The sequence below is a fragment of the Streptomyces chartreusis genome (genome assembly GCF_008704715.1).
Lineage (GTDB): Bacteria > Actinomycetota > Actinomycetes > Streptomycetales > Streptomycetaceae > Streptomyces > Streptomyces chartreusis.
Genome location: NZ_CP023689.1, coordinates 6278245 through 6303956, shown reverse-complemented (window position 1 = coordinate 6303956; position 25712 = coordinate 6278245). Strand labels below are relative to the sequence as shown.

The window sequence follows — 25712 nt, the reverse complement described above, 5'->3', positions numbered from 1 at the left end:
CCTTCACAGATGGCGGCGTCGGGTCGAGACGTGCCGTTCGTACAGCTCACGTGCCTTGACCGCCGACGGTCGGGTCGCGGTCTCGGCCACGGGAACATCCCACCAGGCCTGCGCGGGCGGCGGGCCCGACACTGTGTCTGCCGTTTGGGTCTCGACGTAGACACATGTGGGAGTGTCGGCGTCACGGGCCTCGCCGAGCGCCTCACGAAGATCGCTGACGGTCTTCGCGCGCAGCACCCGCATGCCCAGGCTCGCGGCGTTGGCTGCCAGGTCGACGGGGAGCGGGGCACCGGTGAAGGTGCCGTCGGCCGCCCGGTGGCGGTAGGCGGTGCCGAAGCGCTCGGCGCCCGTCTCCTCCGACAGTCCGCCGATGGACGCGTACCCGTGGTTCTGCACCAGCAACACCTTGATCGCGACACCTTCCTGCACGGCGGTCACGATCTCCGTCGGCATCATCAGATACGTGCCGTCGCCGACCAGCGCCCAGACGTGGCGCTCGGGCGCGGCCAGCTTCACGCCGATCGCGGCCGGGATCTCGTAGCCCATGCAGGAGTAGCCGTACTCCACGTGGTACTGGTCGCGCGAGCGGGCCCGCCACAGTTTGTGCAGGTCGCCGGGGAGGGAGCCGGCCGCGTTGATGATCACGTCCGACTCGTCGACGAGCGCGTCCAGGACGCCGAGCACCTGCGGCTGCGTCGGCCGTACGTCGGGCTCGTCGGCCTCGTAGCAGGCGTCGACGCGCTGCTCCCAGCGCTCCTTGTCCTCGGTGTACTCGGCGACGTAGGAGGCGCCGACCCGGTAGGCGTGCATGTCGAGGGCCGCGGTCAGCTCCATCAGGCCGCTGCGGGCGTCCGCGATCAGCGGCATCCCGGCGAGCTTGTGGCCGTCGTAGGGCGCGATGTTGAGGTTGAGGAAGCGGACGTCCGGGTGCGCGAAGAGGGTGCCGGAGGCGGTGGTGAAGTCGGTGTAGCGGGTGCCGACGCCGATCACCAGGTCGGCGGTGCGGGCGAGTTCGTCGGCGGTGGCGGTGCCGGTGTGGCCGACGCCGCCGACGTCCTGGGGGTGGTCGAAGCGCAGGGAGCCCTTGCCGGCCTGGGTGGAGGCGACGGGGATGCGGGTGACGGCGGCGAACTCGGCGAGGGCCGCCTCGGCGCGGCTGTGGTGGACGCCGCCGCCCGCGACGAGCAGGGGACGGCGGGCGCCGCGGATCGCCCGTACGGCCTCGGCGAGTTCGGTCGGGTCGGCGCCCGGCCGGCGCACCACCCAGGTGCGCTCGGCGAAGAACTCCTCGGGCCAGTCGTACGCCTCGGCCTGCACGTCCTGCGGGAGCGCCAGCGTCACGGCGCCGGTCTCCACGGGGTCGGTGAGCACACGCATGGCCTGGAGGGCGGACGGGATCAAGGCCTCCGGACGTGTGATCCGGTCGAAGTACCTGGACACCGGGCGCAGACAGTCGTTGACGGACACGTCGCCCGCGTACGGCACTTCGAGCTGCTGGAGGACCGGGTCGGCGGGGCGGGCGGCGAAGACATCGCCGGGCAGGAGCAGGACCGGGAGGTGGTTGATGGTCGCGAGGGCGGCGCCGGTGACGAGGTTGGTCGCGCCGGGGCCGATGGAGGTGGTGACGGCGTGGGTGGACAGCCGGCCCGACTGGCGGGCGTAGCCGACCGCCGCGTGCACCATCGCCTGTTCGTTGCGGCCCTGGTGGTACGGCATGACATCGCCGTACTCGACGAGGGCCTGGCCGATCCCGGCGACGTTGCCGTGGCCGAAGATGCCCCAGGTGGCGCCGATCAGGCGGTGCCGCGTCCCGTCGCGCTCGGTGTACTGGGCGGACAGGAAGCGGACGAGTGCCTGTGCGACCGTGAGCCTCGTCGTTGAGGTCATCGGTAACCCTCCGTAGGTGCCGGATGGAAGCGGATCAGCGATCCTGCGCGAGGGCGACGGATCCGCCCTCACGCGAGGGGAATACGCGCTGCTGACCGAAACCGTTCGGGACCTCCGGCGCGGGGCCGTAGCGGGCGGGGAGTCTTCGCTCGCACTTCGCTCCTGCCAAAGCAAAGCGGCCTTCCGCGCCGGAGGCGATCTGTGCCCGGGCGGCACGGGGCACGTGGGCGAAGTCGGAGACTCCACTCAATACGCTGCCCCTGCCCGGGAGTTGGTACTTCTCGTTCTCGACGTCCACGGTGCATCCGCCGTTCAGCGGACGCCCGATCCATTCACTGTCGCCGGTCATCAGGCCCTCACAGCAGTCCTACGGCGGTGTCGACGGCGGCGGCCACATCCCCGTCCGCCGGGTAGAGCAACGACCGTCCCACCACCAGGCCCCGCACGGTGGGAAGTTGCAGAGCACCCCGCCACTTCTCATATGCCCCGTCCTGGTCGTCACCGACCTCGCCGCCGAGAAGGACGGCCGGGAGGGTGGAGGTCCGCATGACCTCGGCCATGTCGTCGGGGTTCTCGGTGACCGGGAGCTTGAGCCAGGTGTAGGCGGAGGTGCCGCCGAGTCCGGAGGCGATGGCGATGGACTTGGTGACGGCCTCGGCGGACAGGTCGTTCCTGACCCTGCCCTCGGGGGTGCGGCTGCTGAGGAACGGCTCGACGAAGACGGGAAGCCGGCGTGCGGCCATGTCGTCGATGGCGCGGGCGGTGGACTCCAGCGTGGTGAGGGAGCCCGGGTCGTCGTAGTCGACGCGCAGCAGCAGCTTGCCCGCGTCGAAGCGCAGCCGCTCGATGTCCTCGGCGCGGTGGCCGGTGAAGCGGTCGTCGAGCTCGAAGCTCGCGCCCTGGAGGCCGCCGCGGTTCATCGAGCCCATGACGACCTTGTCGTCGAGGGCGCCGAGCAGCAGCAGGTCGTCGAGGATGTCGGCGGTGGCGAGGACGCCGTCGACGCCGGGCCGGTCGAGTGCCAGGCAGAGCCGTTCCAGCAGGTCGGCACGGTTGGCCATGGCGAGCTTGCGGTCCCCGACGCCGAGGGCGCCGCGGGCCGGGTGGTCGGCGGCGACGATCATCAGGCGGCCGTTGTCGTCGAGCAGCGGCCGGCGCCTGCGCCGCGCGGCGGCCTCGGCCACGGCCTCCGGGCTCCGGGTGCGCAGGCGGACCAGTTCGGAGATGTCGACATTCACTTGACGGCCCCCGCGGCGATCGCGGCCTCGATCTCGTCGGGCGTCGGCATCGCGGAGGAGCACTCCAGGCGGGAGGCGACGATGGCGCCGGCGGCGTTGGCGTGCCGCATGGTCCGCTCCAGGTCCCAGCCCTCCAGGAGGCCGTGGCAGAGGGAGCCGCCGAAGGCGTCGCCGGCGCCGAGGCCGTTGAGGACGTTCACGGGCAGCGGCGGGACCTCGGCCGCCTCGCCGTCGCTGTTGACGGCGAGGACGCCCTTGGGGCCCTGCTTGACGACCGCGAGCTGCACGCCCGTGTCCAGCAGCGCGCGGGCGGCGGCGTGCGGTTCGCGTACGCCGGTCGCGACCTCCACCTCGTCGAGGTTGCCGACGGCGACGGTGGTGTGGCGCAGCGCCTCCTTGTAGAAGGGGCGGGCGGCGGCCGGGTCGCTCCAGAACATGGGGCGCCAGTCCAGGTCGAAGACCGTCGTGCCGGCCTTGGCGCGATGGGCGAGGGCCGCGAGCGTCGCGGTACGGCTGGGCTCCTCGCTCAGTCCGGTGCCGGTGACCCAGAAGATCCGGGCGTCGCGGATGGCGTCGAGGTCGAGCTCGTGGGCGTCGATCTCCAGGTCGGGGGCCTTGGGCAGGCGGTAGAAGTACAGCGGGAAGTCGTCCGGCGGGAAGACCTCGCAGAAGGTGACCGGGGTGGGCAGTCCGGGGACCGGGGTGACCCAGCGGTCGTCGACGCCGAAGCCCTTCAACGCCTCGTGGAGGTAGGCGCCGAAGGGGTCGTCCCCGGTGCGGGTGATCACGGCGGTGCTGCGGCCGAGGCGGGCGGCGGCGACCGCGACGTTCGTCGCCGAGCCGCCGAGGAACTTGCCGAAGGAGGTGACCTGCGGCAGCGGGACGCCGGTCTGCAAGGGGTAGAGGTCCACTCCGATCCGCCCCATGGTGATCAGGTCGTACGCCATCGGCTTCCCTCGGTCTCCCTGTGTCGCGGCACCCGTGCCGACGCCAACGCGTGTGCTCGTGGCGCGTCGGGTCTCTCCGGCTTTCTAGCCCGGGTCGGGGAGGCCTGTCAATGTTTTGTCCAGACATTCGAACCATACGCTTGCGGGGTGACCGGGCGCCTTGGCATCTGCCGGGTTCGGTTCGGGGGCGGGTGCGGATTGTGGGGGGGGCTTGTCGCGCGGTTCCCCGCGCCCCTGACGGGGTTGCTGCGGGACTACGGCCGAGCCGTCGGTTGTCAACGCGCCACGCCCTTGCGCCCGCGTACGCCTTTGCGTCACCTGTGTCACAAAGGCCCCTCCCCTGTCACACATGTCCCGTGTACGCGGGCCCTGCGTCACACCCGCGCACGGGCCCTGTCGCGTCCTCACTCCGTGTCGTTGACCGGACACAGGCTTTGTGATCGCCAGCGCAGCGCGCGGTCCCCCCGACGACCGGTCCCCGGTCGCCACCGCGGCGCGCGCGGGGAGGTGCACCTATGACCGACCGAAGGCTCTGGTCCTACAAGGAGATCGCCGCGCACATCAAGGTGCAGCCGGACACCGTGCGGTCGTACCGCAAGCACGGGCTGCTGCCGCCGCCCGACCATGTCGAGGGCGGCAAGCCCTTCTGGTACGCGGACACCGTGCGGCTGTGGGTGGCGTCCCGGCCCGGCAACCGCGGCCGGAGGCCGGACTGACCTCGCGGGGCCGAGGGCGACGAAAACCACCTGTGCCCCACCCGATGTGTGGGGCACAGTCGTGGCATGAGCGACTTCTCCGTCAAGCCCGTACTCACCGGCGACCGGACCGTGCTGCGGCCCTTCACCGAGGCCGACGCCGCCGTCATGGCGGAGATCATCGAGGACCCCGAGGTCGTCCGCTTCACCGGCGAGGCGTCCGAGGAGTTCTCCCTGGAGCGGCTGCGCTCCTGGTACGGCTCGCGCTCCGCGCAGAACGACCGTCTCGACCTCGCTGTCACCGACCGCGCCACCGGCGAACTCGTCGGCGAGGTCGTCCTGTACGAGTGGGACGCCACGGCACGCAGCTGTACGTTCCGCACGCTCGTCGGTCCCCGGGGGCGCGGCCGGGGTATCGGCACCGAGGCCACCCGGCTCATCGTCGGCCATGGCTTCGAGCAACTCGGGCTGCACCGGATCCAGTTGGAGGCCTACGGCCACAACCCGCGTGCCCTGCGCGTCTACGAGAAGGCCGGATTCGTGGTGGAGGGCGTCCGGCGGGAGGCCGACTTCAGGGACGGCCAGTGGCTGGACTGGGTGATGATGGCCGTCCTGGACCACGAGTGGGCCGCCCACCACGGCCGCCCCGACGTCGGTGCCGTCAGCTCCAGGGCTCGATGACCGTCACTCCCGCACCCGGCGCCGACCCCATGGCCGCCAGCGCCGCCGGCACCGCGTCCAGCGGGATCGTCGACGTCACCAGCAGATCCGGCCGCAGCACCCCGGCCCGCACGAGCTCCAGCATCTGCGGGTAGGTGTGCGCCGCCATGCCGTGGCTGCCGAGGAGTTCGAGCTCCAGGGCGATGGCGCGGGCCATGGGAACCGGTGTGGTGCCGGACTCCGAGGGCAGCAGGCCGACCTGGATGTGCCGGCCCCGGCGGCGCAGGCCGTCGACGGAGGCGGCGCAGGTGGCGGGCGAGCCGAGGGCGTCCAGGGAGAGATGGGCACCGCCACCGGTCACGGCGTGGATCGCCGCCGCGGTGTCCGGCACCTTCGACGCGTCCACGCACTCGGCCGCCCCGAACTTCCGCGCCAGGTCCAGGGCCCGCGGCGAGACGTCCACCGCAACGACCCGCGCGCCCGAGACCGCCGCGATCATCACCGCCGACAGACCCACCCCGCCGCAGCCGTGCACCGCGACCCACTCCCCCGCGGCCACCCGCCCCTGCTGCACGACGGCCCGGAACGCGGTGGCGAACCGGCAGCCCAGCGAGGCGGCCGTCGCGAAGGACATCTCCTCCGGCACGGCGACGAGGTTGACGTCCGCGTGGTCCAGCGCCACGTACTGGGCGAAGGATCCCCAGTGGGTGAAGCCGGGCTGGGTCTGGCGCTCGCACACCTGCTGGTCGCCCGCCGCGCATGCCGCGCAGCTGCCGCAGGCGCACACGAAGGGCACGGTGACCCGGTCGCCGGGCCGCCAGCCGGTCACCCGGTCTCCCACCGCCTCGACGACCCCGGCGAGTTCATGGCCGGGAACATGCGGCAGCGTGATGTCCGGGTCGTGCCCCTGCCAGCCGTGCCAGTCGCTGCGGCAGAGCCCCGTCGCCTCGACCCGGACCACCACCCCGTGCTCCTTCGGCTCCGGATCGGCAACTTCCCGCACCCCGGCCGGCTCCCCGAACCGCTCGAACACGACGGCCCGCATCCGCCCCACCTCGCCTTCCGTCCCGCCCCGGTGATCCCCGCACCGCCCGGGACCCGGTCCCTGAACGGCACGGCGCGGAGATCACCCCGTCCGGCGGAACGCTAGCCGGGCACCGCCACCTTGTCCCGCTCCTCGGCCTCGGCCTGCTCGGGCGCTGCGTCCGACTCGCTGAGCCCGAACCTGTCGTGGAGCCGCCTGAGCGGCCCCGGCGCCCACCAGGTCGCCCGCCCCGTCAGACGCATGACCGCCGGGACCAGCAGGCTGCGGACGATCATCGCGTCCATGAGGACCGCCAGCGCGATGCCGAGGCCGAGCATCTTGGTGTTGGTCACCCGGGAGGTGCCGATCGCGACCATCACCACCGCGAGGATCACGGCGGCCGCGGTGATCAGACCGCCGGTGCGCTGCAGCCCGTGCCGCACGGCCTCCTCGTGGTCGCCCGTCGTGTCGTACTCCTCCTTGATGCGGGAGAGCAGGAACACGCCGTAGTCCATCGACAGTCCGAAGGCGACGCAGAACATCAGCACCGGAAGGGTCGTCTCGATCGAGCCGGGGCTGGTGAAGCCGAGCAGGCCGGACAGATGGCCGTCCTGGAAGACCCAGACCACCGCGCCGAACATCGCCGTCAGGCTGAGCGCGTTGAGCACCACCGCCTGGATCGGGATCAGCACGCTGCCGGTCAGCAGGAACACCAGCAGCAGGGTGACTATCGCGATGAAGGCGGCCGCCAGCGGGAGGCGTTCGGCGATGGCGTCCTTGGAGTCGACCAGGACCGCCGCCGCGCCGGTCACCTTGGTGTCGAACGGCGCCTCGGTCGCGCGCAGGTCGCCGACCAGGCCCTGGGCCGGGTCGTCCACCGCCTCGCCCTTGGGCAGCACCGTGAAGTACGCCGAATCGCCCTTCAGGAGCGGTCCGTCGACCCGCAGCACCTCCGGGAGGGCCCCGATGCGCTGCTTGTAGTCGGCGTACTGCGCCTGGGTGGCCCGCCCCTCGGCGAGCACCTCCAGGCCGCCGCCGGGGCTGCCCGGGAAGCCGTCGCGGATGTGCTGCTGGACGACATGGGACTCGGCGCTCGACGGCAGCTGGCGGTCGTCCGCGGTGCCGAACTTCACGCCGAGGAACGGCAGTCCGAGCAGGATCAGGACGGCGGTGGTGCCGAGGGCGAAGAAGGGGGCGCGGCGCATGACGAGGTTCGCCGTACGGGCCCAGCCCTTGCCCTCACTCGCTGCGGCCGCTCCGTCGGATTCCTTCGCCCGACCGCGCCGCAGCAGCTTGCGCAGGTCCAGGGCGTTGACCCGGTGGCCGAGCAGGACCAGTGCCGCCGGGAGCAGGATCAGGGCGGCCGCGGCGGCCAGCAGCACCACCGCGATGCCGGCGTAGGCGAAGGACCGCAGGAAGTACTGCGGGAAGAGCAGCATCGCCGCCAGGGACACCGCGACGGTGAGGGCGGAGAAGAGGACCGTGCGTCCGGCGGTGCGCAGGGTGGTGCCGACCGCCGCCAGTGGTTCGGCGCCGCCGGTGAGTTCCTCGCGGAAGCGGCGGACGATGAACAGGGCGTAGTCGACGGCGAGGCCGAGGCCGAGGGCGGTGGTGAGGTTCATCGCGAAGACCGACACATCGGTGAACTCGGTCAGGCCGCGCAGCACCGCGTTCGTGCCGAGGATGGCGACGATGCCGATGCCCAGCGGCAGCAGGGCGGCGACCGCGCTGCCGAAGACCATGACCAGCAGCACGAGGGTGACCGGCAGGGCGATCACCTCGGCGCGCAGCAGGTCCTCCTGGATGGTGGTCTGCATCTCGTGCCGCACCGCGACCGGGCCGCCGACGCTCACCTCCACCGGGCCGTGCGCGCCCCGGAACTCGGGCGCGATGCGGTCCAGGGTCTCCCCCATCTGCTTCTCTTCGCCGGTGATCCGGGCGGCGATCAGCGCCTCGTGGCCGTCTTCGGCGCGCAGGGCGGGTGACTTGCCCTGCCAGTAGGAGCCGACGCCCACGACGCCCTTCTCGCCGGTCAGGCGGGACACGAGGCGCTGTGCCTCCGCGGCGACCGCGGGGTCGTCCACCGAGGCGTCACCCGCGTCCACGAGGAGCAGGAGGTTGGGCTGGGAGGCGGGGAACTCACGCTCCAGCGCCTTGGTCGCATAGGTCGACTCGGCGTCCGGGTCCTCCCAGCCGCCGCTGCCCAGCCGGTCGGCGACGCCGCTGCCGGCCAGCACGGCGAGCGCGGTGATCACCAGGGCCACGAGCAGCGACAACCGGGGGCGTGCTGTGACGAAGCGGGTCCAGCCTCCGACTCGGGGTGGCCTGTTGACTTCGTTCATTGTGCGGTGTCCCCTTCACCCTGATCCATGCTGTGCACGGCAGGCAGCATGGAGCTGTCACTGCCATAGACTGGCAAACACGAGAGTTCGCTCGCGTTTCTCAAGAATGCGAGCGACCGCTCGCGTTTGTCAATCGCGTTCGGAGAGCTGGGGATAACGCGTGTCCGCGAACCGGGACAAGGACGACCAGGTCCACCAGGAGAAGGAGCAGCCGCGCCGCCGCCAGGCCCGCGGCGAGCGCCGTATCGCCCAGCTGCTGGAGGCCGCGGCCACCGTCTTCACCACCACCGGTTACACGGCCGCCAGCACCAACGCCATCGCCCGCGAGGCCGGCGTCTCGCCCGGCACGCTGTACCAGTTCTTCCCGAACAAGGAAGCGATCGCCATAGAGCTCGGCGACCGGCTGATCCACGAGATGCGCGAGATGTACGGCGAGGCGCTCGCCCCGGTCGATCCCGCCACTCCGCTGGAGGAGGCCGTCGCCTCGGCCGTCGACCGCTTCATCGCCTTCAACTGCGCCCATCCGGCGTTCTTCGCGTTGATGCACGGCCCCGACATCCCCGGCCGCATGGCCGAGGAGCACGACGCCCTGCACGCGACCCTGCTGTCCCGGATCGAGGGCCTGCTCTCCTCGTTCCTGCCCGACGCCGCCCCGGCCGACCTGGCCAGGACCGCCCATATGTGCCTGGGCCTTTACAAGGCCGGACTGGAGTTGGTGCTCGCCCACGAGGACGCCGAACGCGACGCCTACGTCCAGGAGCTGAAGCACGTCCTGATCCGCTACCTCGACCCGCTGGTGGGCGACAGACTCGGCCGGACCGAGGCGGCCCGCACCGCGACCTAGTGGGCCGGTACCGACAGGTGTGCATGGATCAGCTCCCGGATTCGGGGGGACCCCGCGACCCACTCTCTCCCGCACCGCGCATGCCCGCATCCCGGAGCGATCACGCGGTACCCGCCGAACGCCCGTGCGGTACCGACAGGCGCCACCCCTCTTTGAGCAGTACCCCATAGGGGTATACCGTGGAAGAGAAGGGACCCCCTGGGTCCCCTCGGCCCCACATGCCTCGACGAGGAGAACCACATGACCGCCCAGACCGACACCCCCGGCTCCGTCACCGCCGTCTACAAGGTGAGCGGCATGAGCTGCGGACACTGCGAGGGGGCCGTCTCCGGCGAGATCTCCGAACTGCCCGGCGTCAGCTCGGTGAAGGCCGTCGCCTCGACCGGCGAGGTCACCGTCGTGTCGGCCGCCGCGCTGGACGAGGAGGCCGTGCGCGCCGCCGTCGACGAGGCCGGCTTTGAACTGGTCGGCAGGGTCTGAGTCCGGCCATGACCCGCACCACCGATGAACCGCCGATAGCCGGGCCGGCCGGCACGACCGGCACGGCCGGGGCGACGCCCGCGTCCGGGCCGGCCGACCGCGCAGCCGCCTCGGACGTCGAGCTGCTCATCGGTGGGATGACCTGCGCATCCTGCGCGGCCCGCGTCGAGAAGAAGCTCAACCGCATGGCCGGCGTGACCGCCACGGTGAACTACGCGACCGAGAAGGCCAGGGTCAGTTACCCCGCGGGCATCGAGGTCGCCGACCTCGTCGCCGTGGTGGAGAAGACCGGGTACACCGCCGAGGAGCCCGCTCCCCCGCGGCCCGCGCCGGAGCGGGACCAGGCGCCGGAAGACCCGGAACCGGCCGCGTACCGCGGGCGCCTCGTCGTCTCCGCCCTGCTCGCCGTGCCGGTGATCGCGCTGTCGATGGTCCCGGCCCTCCAGTTCGACAACTGGCAGTGGCTCGCGCTCACCCTCGCCTCGCCCGTCGTCGTCTGGGGCGGACTGCCCTTCCACCGGGCCGCGTTCACCAACGCGAGGCATGGCGCGGCGACCATGGACACGCTGATCTCGATGGGCACGCTCGCGGCGTTCGGCTGGTCGCTGTGGGCGCTGTTCCTGGGCGACGCCGGCATGCCCGGCATGCACGACACCTTCGAGTTCACCGCCTCGCGGGTCGACGGCGCCTCGCAGATCTACCTCGAAGTGGCCTCGGGCGTCGTCACGTTCATCCTCCTCGGCCGCTACCTGGAGGCCCGCTCCAAGCGCCGCGCGGGTGCGGCGCTGCGCGCCCTGATGGAGCTCGGCGCGAAGGACGTCACCGTACTGCGCGACGGGCGCGAGGTGCGCGTGCCGGTCGAGGGGCTGGCGGTCGGCGACCGGTTCGTCGTACGGCCCGGCGAGAAGATCGCCACCGACGGCACCGTCGTGGAGGGCGCCTCCGCGGTGGACGCCGCCCTGCTGACCGGCGAGTCGGTGCCGGTGGACGTCACGGTCGGGGACGCGGTCACCGGCGCGACGGTCAACGCGGGCGGGCGGCTCGTCGTCGAGGCGACCCGGGTCGGCTCGGACACCCGGCTCGCGCGGATGGCACGGCTGGTGGAGGACGCGCAGAACGGCAAGGCCGAGGTGCAGCGGCTCGCCGACCGGATCTCCGCGGTGTTCGTGCCGGCGGTCATCGTCCTCGCGGTCGCCACCTTCGGGGCCTGGCTCGGCCTCACCGACGACGCGGTCGCCGCCTTCACCGCAGCGGTCGCGGTCCTGATCATCGCCTGCCCGTGCGCCCTGGGCCTGGCCACCCCGACGGCCCTCATGGTCGGCACCGGACGCGGGGCGCAGCTCGGCATCCTCATCAAGGGCCCCGAGGTGCTGGAGTCCACGCGCCGCGTCGACACCGTCGTCCTGGACAAGACCGGCACGGTGACCACCGGCCGCATGACCCTCCAGAAGGTGTACGTCGCCGACGGCACCGACGAGGAGCAGGTGCTGCGGCTCGCGGGCGCCGTGGAGCACGCCTCGGAACATCCCGTGGCCCGCGCGGTCGCCGCCGGCGCGGAGGAGCGGGTCGGACTGCTGCCGCAGGTCGAGGAGTTCCGGAACATCCCCGGGCGAGGCGTGCGCGGCCGCGTGGAGGGCCGTGACGTGGCCGTGGGGCGCCTTTTCGACGCCCTGCCCACGGAGCTGGTCCGCGCCCGGGAAGAGGCCGAGAGGGACGGTCGTACGGCCGTCGTAGTCGGGTGGGACGGAGCGGCGCGCGGCGTGATCGCCGTCGCGGACGCGGTGAAGGAGACCAGCGCCGAGGCGGTGCGCGAGCTGCGCGCGCTGGGGCTGACCCCGGTGCTGCTGACCGGGGACAACCGGGCGGTCGCCGAGGCGGTGGCGGACGCGGTCGGCATCGATCAGGTGATCGCGGAGGTCCTGCCCGAGGAGAAGGTCGAGGCGGTACGGCGGCTGCGGCGCGAGGGGCGCTGTGTGGCCATGGTGGGCGACGGCGTCAACGACGCGGCCGCGCTCGCCACCGCCGATCTGGGTCTGGCGATGGGCACGGGGACGGACGCGGCGATCGAGGCGAGCGATCTGACGCTGGTGCGCGGCGATCTACGGGTCGCGGCGGACGCCATCCGGCTGTCCCGGCGGACGCTGGCCACGATCAGGGGCAACCTCGTGTGGGCCTTCGGCTACAACGTCGCCGCGTTGCCGCTGGCCGCGGCGGGGTTGCTGAATCCGATGATCGCGGGCGCCGCGATGGCGTTCTCCTCGGTGTTCGTGGTGTCGAACAGCCTGCGGCTGCGGACGTTCCGGTGAATTCGTAGTAAGAACCCCGCTGGGTCCCTCTGGAGTCCGGCGCCCGGCTCACATAAGCTCTTCACAAGGCTCGCGCATCATCCTTACGCTTGGGCCTCGATCGCCATATCGGGGCTCTTGCGTATCTAACGGACATATGCAAGAGACGCAGATCACAGTGATGTGAACGTAACCATCGAAGGGGTTCGAAGGTCTAAGTTGACGATGTCAGGCAGCGTCTTGGGGGGCGCTTACTGGCATCTGAGGATGTCTTGGGGGACTTCCTCAGAGTTGCGTTGCCGGGGCACGTACATCGGGAAGCTTTGAGCGGCCCTCCCGACCGTGCGCTGTCCCGGCAGACCGCACTCAACCATGAGTACGACGAGTCCGCTCGTTCCGCTCAAACGGCAACACCGAAAGACAGCGATTTCAGGCGCTGGTCTCTCAGACGCCCGGCCGGATCCCGTGGGGGGAATCCGCACCGGGACATGGGAAGGCGCCCTGGACGTCGGCCCGTGGGGGGACCGCCGCCAGGGCGCCTTCTTCTTTTTGCCTGCGGAGGTGCGGCGCCCCGAAGGGCGCCTCCTCGGCGGAGCGTCTAGCGCTCTTCGACCGGCACGAAGTCGCGCTCGACGACGCCCGTGTAGATCTGGCGCGGGCGGCCGATGCGGGAACCCGGCTCCTTGATCATCTCGTGCCACTGGGCGATCCAGCCCGGCAGGCGGCCGAGGGCGAACAGGACCGTGAACATCTCGGTCGGGAAGCCCATGGCCCGGTAGATCAGACCGGTGTAGAAGTCGACGTTCGGGTAGAGGTTGCGCGAGACGAAGTACTCGTCGGAAAGCGCGTGCTCCTCCAGCTTCAGGGCGATGTCCAGCAGCTCGTCGGACTTGCCGAGAGCGGAGAGGACGTCGTGCGCGGCGGCCTTGATGATCTTCGCGCGCGGGTCGAAGGACTTGTACACCCGGTGGCCGAAGCCCATCAGGCGGACGCCGTCCTCCTTGTTCTTCACCTTGCGGATGAAGGCGTCGACGTCGCCGCCGTTGGCCTGGATGCCCTCGAGCATCTCCAGGACGGACTGGTTGGCGCCGCCGTGCAGCGGGCCCCAGAGGGCGGAGATGCCGGCCGAGATCGACGCGAACATGTTCGCCTGCGACGAGCCCACCAGCCGGACCGTCGACGTCGAACAGTTCTGCTCGTGGTCGGCGTGCAGAATCAGCAGCTTGTCGAGGGCGGAGACCACGACCGGGTCCAGCTCGAACTCCTGCGCAGGGACCGAGAACGTCATGCGCAGGAAGTTCTCGACGTAACCGAGGTCGTTGCGCGGGTAGACGAACGGGTGGCCGATCGACTTCTTGTACGCGTACGCCGCGATCGTCGGAAGCTTGGCGAGCAGGCGGATCGTGGAGAGGTTGCGCTGCCGCTCGTCGAAGGGGTTGTGGCTGTCCTGGTAGAACGTGGACAGCGCCGAGACCACCGACGACAGCATGGCCATCGGGTGGGCGTCGCGCGGGAAGCCCTTGTAGAAGTTCTTGACGTCCTCGTGCAGCAGCGTGTGCTGGGTGATCTCGTTCTTGAACGTCGAGAGCTCGTCGACGGTCGGCAGCTCACCGTTGATCAGCAGGTAGGCCACCTCCAGGAAGGTGGAGCGCTCGGCCAGCTGCTCGATCGGGTAGCCGCGGTACCGGAGGATCCCCTGCTCGCCGTCGAGGTAGGTGATGGCGGATTTATAGGCGGCGGTGTTGCCATATCCGCTGTCCAGCGTCACCAGACCGGTCTGGGCGCGGAGTTTGCCGATGTCAAAGCCCTTGTCGCCGACGGTGCTGTCAATCACCGGGTAGGTGTACTCGCCGTCGCCGTACCGCAGTACTACAGAGTTGTCGCTCACGTCTTCCCTCACCGACGTTGTGCCTCATCTTCGAGGTTGCCCTGACTGTCTCTACCCTCCCCCATTCGGCTCAGGAGAGTGCACTCGGGGTCGACCATTGGGCCTATTGGCGGCACTGAGTGCCGCCAACCTGCCATCCTGCCCGCTGTTTTCCCCATCTGGAAGTGGTCTGTGACCTTCACGACTCGTTTGATCGATCATTTTTTTCACTGCCTCACGAATCGGCAGGTCAGAAGGGGGTCCGGCGAGGGCGGGAAAGCGGTGTTTCAGGAGCCCGCGAGCCGGAAGTCGAGTGCCGTGCAGCGGCGCCCGGCCGAGACCGTGCGCACGGCCTGACCGATGGCCTTGCGCGAACCCACGAGGACGACCAACTGCTTTGCCCTGGTGACCGCCGTGTAGAGCAGGTTCCGCTGAAGCATCATCCATGCTCCCGTCGTGACGGGGATCACCACTGCGGGATATTCACTTCCCTGTGAACGGTGGATCGTCACCGCGTACGCGTGCGCGAGTTCGTCCAGTTCGTCGAATTCGTACGGAACCTCCTCGTCCTCGTCCGTCAGCACCGTCAGGCGCTGGTCGACCGGGTCGAGCGAGGTGACCACGCCCACGGTGCCGTTGAAGACACCGTTCTCCCCCTTCTCGTAATTGTTGCGAATCTGGGTGACCTTGTCGCCGACGCGGAAGACCCGCCCGCCGAACCGCTTCTCCGGCAGCTCGGGGCGTCCGGGCGTGATGGCCTGCTGGAGCAGGCCGTTCAGCGTTCCGGCGCCGGCGGGGCCGCGGTGCATCGGGGCGAGCACCTGGACGTCCCGGCGCGGGTCGAGCCCGAACTTGGCCGGAATCCGACGGGCCGCCACATCCACGGTGAGCCGGCCGGCCTCCTCCGTCTCGTCCTCGACGAAGAGGAAGAAGTCCTTCATGCCGTCGGTGACGGGGTGCTGTCCGGCGTTGATCCGGTGCGCGTTGGTCACCACGCCGGACTGCTGGGCCTGCCGGAACACACGGGTCAGGCGCACGGCGGGGATCGGGCCGCCGTCGGCCAGGAGGTCCCTGAGCACCTCGCCCGCGCCGACGCTCGGCAACTGGTCGACGTCCCCGACGAACAGCAGGTGCGCGCCCGGCGGCACGGCCTTCACCAGCTTGTTGGCGAGCAACAGGTCCAGCATGGACGCCTCGTCGACCACCACCAGGTCGGCCTGGAGCGGGCGGTCCCGGTCGTAGGCCGCGTCGCCGCCGGGCTTGAGCTCCAGCAGGCGGTGGACGGTGGAGGCCTCGGCGCCGGTCAGTTCGGCGAGGCGCTTGGCTGCGCGGCCGGTGGGGGCGGCGAGGACGACGCGTGCCTTCTTCGCCCGCGCCAGCTCGACGATGGAGCGGACGGTGAAGGACTTGCCGCAGCCTGGACCGCCGGTCAGTACGGCGACCTTCTCGGTCAGGGCCAGCCTGACGGCGGCCTCCTGCTCGGGGGCGAGTTCCACGCCCGTACGGCCCTTCAGCCAGCCCAGCGCCTTGTCCCAGGCGACGTCGTGGAACCCCGGCATCCGGTCCTCGTCGGTGCGCAGCAGTCGCAACAGCTGCGCGGCAAGGGAGAGTTCGGCCCGGTGGAAGGGGACGAGATAGACGGCCGTCACGGGCTCCGCGCCGCCGTCGGGGCCGGGCACCTTCTCCCGTACGACTCCCGGGTCGGAGCCGTCCTCCGGGATCTGCGCGAGCTCGGCGAGGCATTCGATGACGAGCCCGGTGTCGACCTGGAGGAGCTTGACCGCGTCGGCGATCAGCTGTTCCTCGGGGAGATAGCAGTTGCCCTGGTCGGTGGCCTGCGACAGGGCGTACTGCAGGCCCGCCTTGACGCGCTCCGGGCTGTCGTGCGGGATGCCGACGGACTGGGCGATCTTGTCGGCGGTGAGGAAGCCGATGCCCCAGACGTCGGCGGCGAGCCGGTAGGGCTGGTTCTTCACGACGGAGATGGAGGCGTCGCCGTACTTCTTGTAGATCCGCACGGCGATGGAGGTGGACACCTCGACGGTCTGGAGGAAGAGCATGACCTCCTTGATCGCCTTCTGCTCCTCCCAGGCGTCGGCGATCTTCTTCGTGCGCTTGGGCCCGAGTCCGGGGACCTCGATGAGCCGCTTCGGCTCCTCCTCGATGATCTTCAGGGTGTCCAGCCCGAAGTGCTGCGTGATGCGGTCGGCGAAGACCGGTCCGATGCCCTTGACCAGCCCGGAGCCGAGGTAGCGGCGAATGCCCTGGACGGTGGCCGGGAGCAGTGTCGTGTAGTTCTCGACGGTGAACTGCTTCCCGTATTGCGGGTGGGAGCCCCAACGCCCCTCCATCCGCAGGGATTCGCCGACCTGGGCGCCGAGCAGCGCGCCGACGACCGTGAGCAGATCGCCCCCGCCTCTTCCGGTGTCGACCCGGGCGACCGTGTAGCCGTTCTCCTCGTTGGCGTACGTGATCCGCTCCAGGACGCCTTCGAGCACCGCAAGTCGCCGCTCGCCGCTCCCCGCCTGATTGGACATGATCCGACGCTACCGGTCGGGTCCGACAACGCCGGAGGATCGCGGGCAGGACGGCAGGTGGCCGTCAGCCCGCCTGTGCGGTCACGTGGTCGATGACCGCCTGGAATTCCGCGGCCGGCGAGAACTCCACGAACTCGCAGTCCTCCACCGCGACGGGCACGTGACCGGGCTCCCAGTAGTACGCCTGGCCCGCCTCGTAGTACTCCTCGCCCGTCGGCGTCAGCATCCGCAGCCTGCCCTTCAGCAGGTAACCCCAGTGCGGGCACTGACAGGCGTCACCTTCGAGACCCTTGAGAGCGGGGCCCATGTCCGTGCCCTCCGACAGGCGTAGGTAGCCGACGGACATGCCGCCACCGATGATCTTGGTGCGGACCTCCACGCCGTCGCCGCCCAGGGTGACGGGTACCTCGTCGCGTGTCGCCGCCGTCATGGCTCCTCCGCTCCGGCCCTTGCGGACCTTGCCTTGAAGAGACGGTCCCATCGTCCTTTCAGTGTGGACCGCCCCGGAGTGCCCCGCGACAGACACGAGTGGGCGGGGGCGGCGATGGCGCGGGCTAGGACTCGAGCATCGCGTCGACGCCTTGCAGGAAGGTCTCGCAGACCGGTTCGGGGTCGGAGAGGCAGCCGGCCGCCATGGCGCCGTCCCGGAGCATGACGAGGTGCCGGCCGGCCGCGTCGGCGGGCGTGCGGCCTGTCCTGGCCAGCAGTTCCGTGACGGTTTCGAGGAACCACCGGCGGTGGGCCAGCACGGCCTGGTGGATGGGGTGGGCCGGGTCGGGGTATTCGGCCGCCGCGTTGAGGAAGGCGCAGCCGCGGAAGCCCTGGGACCGGATGCCCTCGGCGATGGACCGGGCGACGGCCCTGACCTTGCCGGCCGCGGACTCCTCGCTCGCAGCCGCGGCCTCGATCTGGGCCCGGATCCCCTTGTCGGCCAAGTCGAGGTAGGCGAGGACGAGTTCGTCCTTGCCCGAGAAGTGCCGGTACAGCGTCGCCCGGGTGACCTGCGCCTCCGCGACGATCCGGTCGACGCCGACGGAATGGATCCCCTCGGCGTAGAAGATCCGCGTCGCCGTGCCGAGCAGCCTCGCTCGCGCCTCGGATGTGCTGCCGCCCGCCGTGCTCCGGCTCGTTGTGCCCCGACTCATGTTCCCGAGGCTATCAAAACCATGAGGGAGAACGTTCGGTCTTGACAGCGGCCACGGCAGCGCTCTTTGATACCCAGAGAGACCGAACGTTCTCCCTCACACCCCGGGAAGGCCCCCATGGACACCCTCGTCGACGCATCCCCCGGCACCGGCGTCACCGCAGCCCTGCGCAAGCTGTACTTCCTGCGCTTCGCGTTCGCCGCCGTCTGGGCGGGCCTGCTGTTCGCCACCGCCGACTCGCTGACCCCGCTGAGCGGGGCACTCCTGGTGATCTACCCCCTGTTCGACGTGGCGTGCGCCGTCGTCGACGTCCGGTCCGCCAAGGCGGACGACGGTCCGGTGCGCCACCTGTACCTGAACATCGCGCTCAGCGCCCTCACCGGTGTCGGCCTCGCCGTCGCCGCCACGTCCGGGATCCCGGCGGTACTGCGCGTCTGGGGCGTCTGGGCCGTCACCGCGGGCGTCGTCCAGCTGCTCGTCGGCGCCGCCCGGCGCCGGCTGGGAGGACAGTGGGCGATGATCGCCAGCGGCGGCATCTCCACCCTCGCCGGCGCCTCCTTCTTCGCACAGGCCGGCAAGGACGACGCCTCCCTGGGCTCCCTCGCCGGCTACGCCTTCCTCGGCGGGATCTTCTTCCTCGTCTCCGCCCTCCGCCTGGGGCGGGCCGCCAAGCACGCATGAACCGAGGGGTGGCCCGGGACCGACCCGGGCCACCCGGCTGGTCACGATTGAGTTTCGGCCACCCTTCACCCCCTTGCCCTCGTCCGTGTAATCGATTCCAATCCTTCGTGCAGGTCGATGTAATCGATTCCATGAGTTCCACGAGGAGGTGGAGCGACGATGGCGAGCATCAAGGACGTCGCTGCCGAGGCGGGGGTTTCCGTCGCCACGGTCTCGCGGGTCCTGAACGACCATCCGTCGGTCAGTGCCGAGGCACGCGCACGCGTGCTGGCCGCCGTCCAGAGCCTGGGCTACCGCCCGAACGCCGTCGCCCGCTCTCTGCGCACCGACCAGACCCACACCCTCGGTCTGGTCATCAGCGACGTGATGAACCCGTACTTCACCGAACTGGCCCGCTCCGTCGAGGAGGAGGCCCGCGCCCTCGGCTACAGCGTCATCATCGGCAACGCCGACGAGCGTCCGGACCTCCAGGACCATCACGTACGGAATCTGCTGGACCGCCGCATCGACGGCCTCCTCGTCTCCCCCACCGACGGCGGCTCCCCGCTGATGCTGGACGCGGTCCGCGCGGGGACGCCGATGGTGTTCGTGGACCGGTGGATCCCGGGCCTGGACGTGCCGGTCGTACGGGCCGACGGGCGGACCGCCGTGCAGGACCTGGTGGCTCATCTGCACGGGCTCGGGCACCGGCGGCTCGCGATCATCGCGGGCCCGGCGGCGACCACGACCGGGCGTGAGCGGGTCGAGGCGTTCCGGGAGGCGCTCGCCGCGTACGGCCTCGAACTCCCCGACGTCTACATAGGGCAGGGCGACTTCCAGGCCGAGAGCGGCCGGCGGGTCACCGAGGGCTTCCTCGACCTGCCCGAGCCGCCCGAGGTCGTCTTCGCGGCCGACAACCTGATGGCGCTCGGCGCCCTGGACGCCGTACGCGCGCGTGGGCTGCGCATCCCGGACGACATCGCGCTCGCGGCGTTCGACGACATCCGCTGGTTCGTGCACACCGATCCGCCGATCACCGCGGTCGCCCAGCCGACGGGCGAGCTGGGCCGGGCCGCCGTACGGGCCCTGGTGGACCGCATCGAGGGACGGCCCGGCGAGTCCGTCACCCTGCCCGCCCGTCTCGTCGTACGCCGCTCCTGCGGAGCGAACCCCACTTCAGTGCAAAGGAGCACGTCGTGAGCAACCAGGACGAGTTGCTGCGCATCGAGGGCATCCGGAAGACCTTCCCGGGCGTGGTCGCGCTGGACGGCGTCGACTTCGATCTGCGCCGCGGGGAGGTGCACGTCCTCCTCGGTGAGAACGGCGCCGGCAAGAGCACCCTCATCAAGATGCTGTCCGGTGCCTACACGCCCGACGCCGGGCGGATCCTGGTCGGCGGCGAGGAGACGCGCATCCACGGTGCGCAGGACTCCGAGCGCCTCGGGATCGCCACCATCTACCAGGAGTTCAACCTGGTGCCCGACCTCACGGTCGCCGAGAACATCTTCCTGGGCCGCCAGCCGCGCCGCTACGGGATGATCGACCGGAAGCGGATGGAGGCGGACGCCGAGGTCCTGCTGAAGCGGGTCGGTGTCCAGGTGTCGCCACGCGCGCGTGTGCGTGAACTCGGCATCGCGCGCCTGCAGATGGTCGAGATCGCCAAGGCGCTCAGCCTGGACGCGCGCGTGCTGATCATGGACGAGCCGACCGCCGTGCTCACCTCCGAGGAGGTGGACAAGCTCTTCCGGATCGTGCGCAAGCTGCGCGAGGACGGCGTCGGGATCGTCTTCATCACCCATCACCTGGAGGAGATCGCCGCCCTGGGCGACCGGGTCACGGTCATCCGGGACGGGAAGAGCGTCGGGCAGGTACCCGCCGCCACGCCGGAGGACGAGCTCGTCCGGCTGATGGTGGGCCGCTCGATCGCGCAGCAGTACCCGCGCGAACGGGCCGACAAGGGCTCCGCGTTGCTCACGGTCGAGGGCCTGACCCGCGACGGCGTCTTCCACGACGTCGGCTTCGAGGTGCACGCCGGTGAGGTCGTCGGCATCGCCGGACTCGTCGGCGCCGGACGCACCGAGGTGGTGCGCGCGGTGTTCGGGGCGGACCCGTACGACAAGGGCGCCGTCAAGGTCGCCGGTACGGCCCTGAAGGGGCACGACGTGGTCGCCGCCATGGCGGCCGGCATCGGACTGATCCCGGAGGACCGCAAGGGCCAGGGCCTGGTGCTCGACCAGTCCGTGGAGGAGAACCTCGGCCTGGTGACGATGCGGGCCGCCACGCGCGCGGGGCTCGTCGACCTCAGGGGCCAGCGGGAGGCGGCCGCGCGGATCGCGGGGCAGCTGGGCGTGCGGATGGCCGGGCTCGGCCAGCATGTGCGCACCCTGTCCGGCGGCAACCAGCAGAAGGTCGTCATCGGCAAGTGGCTGCTCGCGAACACCAAGGTGCTGATCCTCGACGAGCCGACGCGCGGCATCGACGTCGGCGCCAAGGTCGAGATCTACCAGCTGATCAATGAACTCACCGCCGCCGGCGCGGCCGTACTGATGATCTCCAGCGATCTGCCGGAGGTGCTCGGCATGAGCGACCGCGTGCTGGTGATGGCCCAGGGCCGGATCGCGGGCGAGCTCTCCGCCGACGAGGCGACCCAGGACTCCGTGATGGCACTCGCCGTCAGCAACCCCACCAACGACTTCAAGACCGGCAAGGAGGCCGCTCGTGGCCACTGACACGCTCAAGAGGACACCGGGCGCCGGTGGCGCCACGGGCGGACTGCGCCGCCTGCTGCTGGAGAACGGCGCGCTCACCGCGCTGATCGTCCTCGTCATCGCCATGTCGGCGCTGTCCGGCGACTTCCTGACCACCGACAACCTGCTCAACGTCGGCGTCCAGGCGGCCGTGACCGCCGTCCTCGCCTTCGGCGTCACCTTCGTCATCGTCTCGGCGGGCATCGACCTGTCGGTCGGCTCGGTGGCGGCCCTGTCGGCCACCGTCCTCGCCTGGACCGCGACCTCGCACGGCGTACCGGTCTTCATAGCGGTGCTGCTGGCCGTCGCGACCGGCATCGCGGCCGGACTCGTCAACGGCTTCCTCATCGCGTACGGCAAGCTCCCGCCGTTCATCGCGACGCTCGCCATGCTCTCGGTGGCCCGCGGTCTGTCGCTGGTGATCTCCGAGGGCTCCCCGATCCCCTTCCCGGACTCCGTCTCGCACCTCGGCGACACGCTCGGCGGCTGGCTGCCCGTGCCGGTCCTCGTGATGATCGTGATGGGCCTGATCGCCGCCTTCGTGCTCGGCCGCACCTACATCGGCCGCTCGATGTACGCGATCGGCGGCAACGAGGAGGCCGCGCGCCTGTCCGGCCTGCGGGTGAAGAAGCAGAAGCTCGCCATCTACGCCCTGTCCGGCGTGTTCGCCGCCGTCGCCGGCATCGTGCTGGCCTCGCGGCTGTCCTCCGCGCAGCCCCAGGCCGCCGACGGCTACGAGCTGGACGCGATCGCCGCGGTCGTCATCGGCGGCGCCTCGCTCGCGGGCGGCACCGGCAAGGCGTCCGGCACCCTGATCGGCGCGCTGATCCTCGCGGTGCTGCGCAACGGCCTGAACCTGCTGAACGTCTCCGCCTTCTGGCAGCAGGTCGTCATCGGCGTCGTGATCGCGCTGGCGGTGCTCTTCGACACGCTGCGCCGCAAGGCCGGCGCGACCCCGTCGGCGGCCGGTGCTTCTCCGGGCGGCAAGGGCAAGCAGGCCGGGACGTACGCGCTCGCGGCGGTCGTCACCGTGGCGATCGTCGGCGCGACCTCCTTCCTGCACAACGGCTCCTCCACGTCGGCCGACCGGAAGATGGGCCTGTCCCTGTCGACCCTCAACAACCCCTTCTTCGTGCAGATCCGGGCCGGCGCCATGGCCGAGGCGAAGAAGCAGGGCGTGGACCTGACCGTCACCGACGCCCAGAACGACGCCTCGCAGCAGGCCAACCAGCTCCAGAACTTCACCAGTTCCGGCGTCGGCGCGATCATCGTCAACCCGGTGGACTCGGACGCGGCGAGCAACTCCGTGAAGGCCGCCGACAAGGCGGACATCCCGGTGATCGCCGTCGACCGCGGGGTCAACGACGCGAAGACGGACGCCCTCGTCGCCTCCGACAACGTCGCCGGCGGTGAGCTCGCGGCCAAGTCGATCGCCGAGAAGCTCGGCGGCAAGGGCAAGATCGTGATCCTCCAGGGCCAGGCCGGCACGTCCGCTGCCCGCGAGCGCGCCCAGGGCTTCGAGAACGGCCTCAAGGCCTTCCCCGGCATCCAGGTCGTCGCCCAGCAGCCCGCCGACTTCGACCGCACCAAGGGCCTCGACGTGATGTCGAACCTGCTCCAGGCGCACCCGGACGTGCGGGGCGTCATCGCCGCCAACGACGAGATGGCGCTCGGCGCGATCAAGGCGCTGGGCTCCAAGGCCGGCAAGTCGGTCTCGGTGGTCGGCTTCGACGGCACGCCGGACGGCCTGAAGGCGGTGGAGGGCGGATCGCTGTACGCGTCCGTCGCCCAGCAGCCGACCCAGCTCGGCAGGATCGCCGTGGACAACGCCCTCAAGGCGCTCGACGGCGAGAAGGTCCGGCAGACGGTGAAGGTGCCGGTGAAGGTGGTCACGAAGGAGAACGTGGCGGGCTTCAGCGGCTGACATCGGCCGGTATCCGCCGACATCGGCGAACGGCGAACGGACGGGCGGTCGTTGCAGGAGCATGGACCTGGCGGCGGCCGCCCGCCGCACGTCATCACGGGGACTATCAGGGGAGCGATCTCATGTACGACTACGACCTTCTGGTCGTAGGGTCGGCCAACGCCGACCTGGTGATCGGCGTCGAGCGCCGGCCTGGTGCCGGCGAGACCGTGCTCGGCTCCGATCTGGCCGTCCACCCGGGCGGCAAGGGTGCGAACCAGGCGGTGGCGGCCGCCCGGCTCGGCGCCCGCACGGCCCTGCTGGCCCGCGTCGGCGACGACGCGCACGGCCGGCTGCTGCTCGACTCGCAGCGGGAGTCCGGCGTCGACACGGTCGGCGTCCTCGTCGGCGGCGCGCCGACCGGCGTCGCACTGATCACGGTGGACCCGTCCGGGGACAACAGCATCGTGGTGTCGCCGGGCGCGAACGGCCGGCTCACCCCGGGCGACGTCCACGCCGCCGCGAGCCTCTTCCAGGCGTCGCGGGTGGTGTCGGCGCAGCTGGAGATCCCGCTGGAGACGGTCGTGGAGGTGGTCCGCAGCCTCGCGGAGGGCAGCCGGTTCGTCCTGAACCCGTCCCCGCCGCGCCCGCTGCCCACCGAGGTGCTCGCGGCCTGTGACCCGCTGATCGTGAACGAGCACGAGGCGAAGGTGATCCTCGGCGACTCCGCGGTGGGCGACACCCCCGAGGACTGGGCGCGAATACTGCTGGCCAAGGGCCCCCGTTCGGTGGTCGTGACGCTCGGCGCCGAGGGCGCGCTGGTGGCCTCCGCGCAGGGCGTCGCCCGGATCCCGGCCGTCAAGGTGGACGCGGTGGACACGACGGGCGCGGGCGACGCGTTCACGGCGGCGCTGGCCTGGCGGCTCGGCACGGGCGCGTCCCTCCCGGAGGCGGCGGCGTACGCGGCCCGGGTCGGTGCGGTGGCCGTGACCCGGCAGGGCGCGCAGGTGTCCTTCCCGACGGCGGCGGAGGTCGACGCCCTGTGAAGCGCGCCGGAATCCTGAACCGCCATCTCGCCGGCGCGCTCGCCGAGCTGGGCCACGGCGACGGTGTCCTGGTCTGCGACGCGGGCATGCCGATACCCGACGGTCCCCGGGTCGTGGACCTGGCCTTCCGGGCCGGGGTGCCGTCGTTCGCCGAGGTGCTGGACGGGCTGCTGGCCGAGCTGGTGGTGGAGGGCGCGACGGCCGCGAAGGAGGTCCGGGACGCCAACCCCGCGGCGGCCACGCTGCTGGAGGGCGAGTTTCCCGAGCTGGAGCTGGTCCCGCACGAGCGGCTCAAGGAGCTGTCGGCGGGGGCGCGGCTGATCGTCCGCACCGGCGAGGCACGGCCGTACGCGAATGTGCTGCTGCGCTGCGGCGTCTTCTTCTGAGACCACCGTCCCCGGCGGTCTTGCGACACCACGGCTTCCCGGCGGCCCGGAAACGTTTCGAGGGGCTCGGTCTGCAGACCGAGCCCCTCGGGTTTTCCCCTCCTGTCAGAACCCCCGCGATCCCCCCAGATCCCCCTCCAAGAGTCCTGATGCCAAGTACGACCGGCGAGGTGGGGGGAGGGTTGTACGGGTGCCGCAGATTTTTTCAGCGGATCACGTGCTCCACGAAACGCCGGGCCGTCTCCGCCAGCACCTCCCGGCCGTCCCGGGCCCACAGCCCGTCGTTGAAGAGCTCGACCTCGATGGTGCCGTCGTATCCGGCCGCCTCGACGTACCCCTTCCACTCCCGCATGTCGATCGCGCCGTCGCCGATCTGCCCGCGTCCGTTGAGCACGCCCTCGGGGAGCGGGGTCGTCCAGTCGGCGAGCTGGAAGGTGTGGATACGGCCGCCCGCGCCCGCCCGCGCGATCTGCGCCGGAGCCGTGTCGTCCCACCAGATGTGGTACGTGTCCACCGTGACGCCGACCTGGTGGGCCGGGAAGCGTTCCGCGAGGTCGAGGGCCTGGGTCAGGGTCGACACCACACAGCGGTCGGCGGCGTACATCGGGTGCAGCGGCTCGATGGCCAGTTTCACGCCCCGCTCCTCGGCGTACGGGCCGAGTTCGCCGAGCGCGTCGGCGATCCGCTCCCGCGCCCCGCGCAGGTCCCTGGACCCGGCGGGCAGTCCGCCGGAGACCAGCACCAGGACGTCGGTGCCCAGCGCGGCCGCCTCGTCGACGGCCAGCCGGTTGTCGTCCAGCGCCTTCGCCCGTTCGCCCGGCTCGATCGCCGTGAGGAAACCGCCGCGGCACAGGGTGGTGACCGTCAGGCCCGCGTCGCGGACCAGCTTGGCCGTCGCCTCCAGGCCGTACGACTGCACGGGTTCGCGCCACAGGCCGACGTTGCCGATGCCCAGGCGGCCGCATTCCTCGACCAGTTCGGGCATGGACAGTTGCTTGACGGTCATCTGGTTGATGGAG

At 71.0% G+C, this 25712-nt stretch carries 21 protein-coding genes and 1 pseudogene; 11 read left to right on the top strand and 11 right to left on the bottom strand.

The genetic code is table 11. The annotated features are described in order from the left end of the window. Positions 1-3 precede the first annotated feature (3 nt). The 4 genes and pseudogenes from iolD to iolC all read right to left on the bottom strand — a co-directional run bounded on the left by iolD (position 4) and on the right by iolC (position 4072). Positions 4-1887: a 3D-(3,5/4)-trihydroxycyclohexane-1,2-dione acylhydrolase (decyclizing) gene (iolD, locus tag CP983_RS27725; protein WP_150502489.1), complete on the bottom strand. Its 1884-nt coding sequence runs from the start codon at positions 1885-1887 to the stop codon at positions 4-6. A gap of 106 nt (positions 1888-1993) precedes the next feature. Beyond that, positions 1994-2239, bottom strand: a pseudogene (locus CP983_RS27720) (5-deoxy-glucuronate isomerase); the annotation flags it as partial. A gap of 4 nt (positions 2240-2243) precedes the next feature. Further along, positions 2244-3125: a Cgl0159 family (beta/alpha)8-fold protein gene (locus CP983_RS27715; RefSeq protein ID WP_150502485.1), complete on the bottom strand. Its 882-nt coding sequence runs from the start codon at positions 3123-3125 to the stop codon at positions 2244-2246. Beyond that, positions 3122-4072 carry a 5-dehydro-2-deoxygluconokinase gene (gene iolC, locus CP983_RS27710; protein WP_150502483.1) on the bottom strand — a complete coding sequence of 317 codons (951 nt, stop codon included), beginning with the start codon at positions 4070-4072 and terminating at the stop codon, positions 3122-3124. The genes CP983_RS27715 and iolC overlap by 4 nt, the downstream gene beginning before the upstream one ends. 515 nt (positions 4073-4587) lie before the next feature. Between iolC and CP983_RS27705 the strand changes: the two genes are divergently transcribed. Together CP983_RS27705 and CP983_RS27700 are read left to right on the top strand one after the other, a co-directional pair. After that, positions 4588-4788: a helix-turn-helix transcriptional regulator gene (locus CP983_RS27705; RefSeq protein ID WP_030959066.1), complete on the top strand. Its 201-nt coding sequence runs from the start codon at positions 4588-4590 to the stop codon at positions 4786-4788. A gap of 66 nt (positions 4789-4854) precedes the next feature. After that, positions 4855-5448, top strand: coding sequence for a GNAT family N-acetyltransferase (locus CP983_RS27700; protein WP_125526870.1), 594 nt, complete (start codon positions 4855-4857; stop codon positions 5446-5448). Here CP983_RS27700 and CP983_RS27695 read toward each other — a convergent pair. Further along, on the bottom strand, positions 5429-6472 hold the full coding sequence (locus tag CP983_RS27695; protein ID WP_150502481.1) for a zinc-dependent alcohol dehydrogenase family protein: 1044 nt from the start codon (positions 6470-6472) through the stop codon (positions 5429-5431). The two genes, CP983_RS27700 and CP983_RS27695, sit on opposite strands and share 20 nt — an antisense overlap. Positions 6473-6573: 101 nt before the next feature. Further along, on the bottom strand, positions 6574-8793 hold the full coding sequence (locus CP983_RS27690) for an MMPL family transporter (RefSeq protein ID WP_150502479.1): 2220 nt from the start codon (positions 8791-8793) through the stop codon (positions 6574-6576). A 160-nt stretch (positions 8794-8953) separates the two neighbouring features. On the opposite strand from CP983_RS27690, the gene CP983_RS27685 reads away from it, so the two are divergent. The 3 genes from CP983_RS27685 to CP983_RS27675 all read left to right on the top strand — a co-directional run bounded on the left by CP983_RS27685 (position 8954) and on the right by CP983_RS27675 (position 12423). Then, positions 8954-9637 carry a TetR/AcrR family transcriptional regulator gene (locus CP983_RS27685; protein WP_150502477.1) on the top strand — a complete coding sequence of 228 codons (684 nt, stop codon included), beginning with the start codon at positions 8954-8956 and terminating at the stop codon, positions 9635-9637. Positions 9638-9877: 240 nt separating this feature from the next. Then, a complete protein-coding gene (locus CP983_RS27680) occupies positions 9878-10117 on the top strand; it encodes a heavy-metal-associated domain-containing protein (protein ID WP_030955126.1) in 240 nt (79 codons plus the stop codon). Between the two features lie 8 nt (positions 10118-10125). Continuing rightward, the gene (locus CP983_RS27675) at positions 10126-12423 is read left to right on the top strand and encodes a heavy metal translocating P-type ATPase (RefSeq protein WP_150502475.1); all 2298 of its coding nucleotides are present in this window, start codon (positions 10126-10128) and stop codon (positions 12421-12423) included. A 577-nt stretch (positions 12424-13000) separates the two neighbouring features. Here the strand turns inward: CP983_RS27675 and CP983_RS27670 are convergent. From CP983_RS27670 to CP983_RS27655, 4 genes are all read right to left on the bottom strand, one after another. Next, on the bottom strand, positions 13001-14290 hold the full coding sequence (locus CP983_RS27670) for a citrate synthase (RefSeq protein ID WP_107905519.1): 1290 nt from the start codon (positions 14288-14290) through the stop codon (positions 13001-13003). Between the two features lie 266 nt (positions 14291-14556). Further along, complete coding sequence (recD2, locus tag CP983_RS27665; protein WP_150502473.1) at positions 14557-16806, bottom strand: SF1B family DNA helicase RecD2; 2250 nt, start codon at positions 16804-16806, stop codon at positions 14557-14559. Positions 16807-16870: 64 nt separating this feature from the next. Beyond that, positions 16871-17236 (bottom strand): cupin domain-containing protein, encoded by a 366-nt coding sequence (locus CP983_RS27660; RefSeq protein WP_125526864.1) that lies wholly within the window; start codon positions 17234-17236, stop codon positions 16871-16873. Positions 17237-17360: 124 nt separating this feature from the next. Beyond that, complete coding sequence (locus CP983_RS27655; protein ID WP_150502471.1) at positions 17361-17951, bottom strand: TetR/AcrR family transcriptional regulator; 591 nt, start codon at positions 17949-17951, stop codon at positions 17361-17363. A gap of 117 nt (positions 17952-18068) precedes the next feature. Here CP983_RS27655 and CP983_RS27650 point away from each other — a divergent pair, with 117 nt between their 5' ends. From CP983_RS27650 to rbsD, 6 genes are all read left to right on the top strand, one after another. Continuing rightward, the gene (locus CP983_RS27650) at positions 18069-18632 is read left to right on the top strand and encodes a hypothetical protein (RefSeq protein ID WP_150502470.1); all 564 of its coding nucleotides are present in this window, start codon (positions 18069-18071) and stop codon (positions 18630-18632) included. A gap of 159 nt (positions 18633-18791) precedes the next feature. Beyond that, a complete protein-coding gene (locus CP983_RS27645) occupies positions 18792-19811 on the top strand; it encodes a LacI family DNA-binding transcriptional regulator (RefSeq protein ID WP_150502468.1) in 1020 nt (339 codons plus the stop codon). Then, a complete protein-coding gene (locus CP983_RS27640; protein WP_125526860.1) occupies positions 19808-21340 on the top strand; it encodes a sugar ABC transporter ATP-binding protein in 1533 nt (510 codons plus the stop codon). Before CP983_RS27645 ends, CP983_RS27640 begins: the two co-directional genes overlap by 4 nt. After that, on the top strand, positions 21330-23282 hold the full coding sequence (locus tag CP983_RS27635) for an ABC transporter permease/substrate-binding protein (protein ID WP_150502466.1): 1953 nt from the start codon (positions 21330-21332) through the stop codon (positions 23280-23282). The genes CP983_RS27640 and CP983_RS27635 overlap by 11 nt, the downstream gene beginning before the upstream one ends. A gap of 122 nt (positions 23283-23404) precedes the next feature. Continuing rightward, complete coding sequence (locus CP983_RS27630) at positions 23405-24307, top strand: ribokinase (RefSeq protein WP_150502464.1); 903 nt, start codon at positions 23405-23407, stop codon at positions 24305-24307. Further along, positions 24304-24693 (top strand): D-ribose pyranase, encoded by a 390-nt coding sequence (rbsD, locus tag CP983_RS27625; protein WP_150502462.1) that lies wholly within the window; start codon positions 24304-24306, stop codon positions 24691-24693. The genes CP983_RS27630 and rbsD overlap by 4 nt, the downstream gene beginning before the upstream one ends. A gap of 205 nt (positions 24694-24898) precedes the next feature. On the opposite strand, the gene CP983_RS27620 is transcribed toward rbsD, so the two are convergent. Further along, the gene (locus tag CP983_RS27620; RefSeq protein WP_150506912.1) at positions 24899-25699 is read right to left on the bottom strand and encodes a sugar phosphate isomerase/epimerase family protein; all 801 of its coding nucleotides are present in this window, start codon (positions 25697-25699) and stop codon (positions 24899-24901) included. Positions 25700-25712 lie beyond the last annotated feature (13 nt).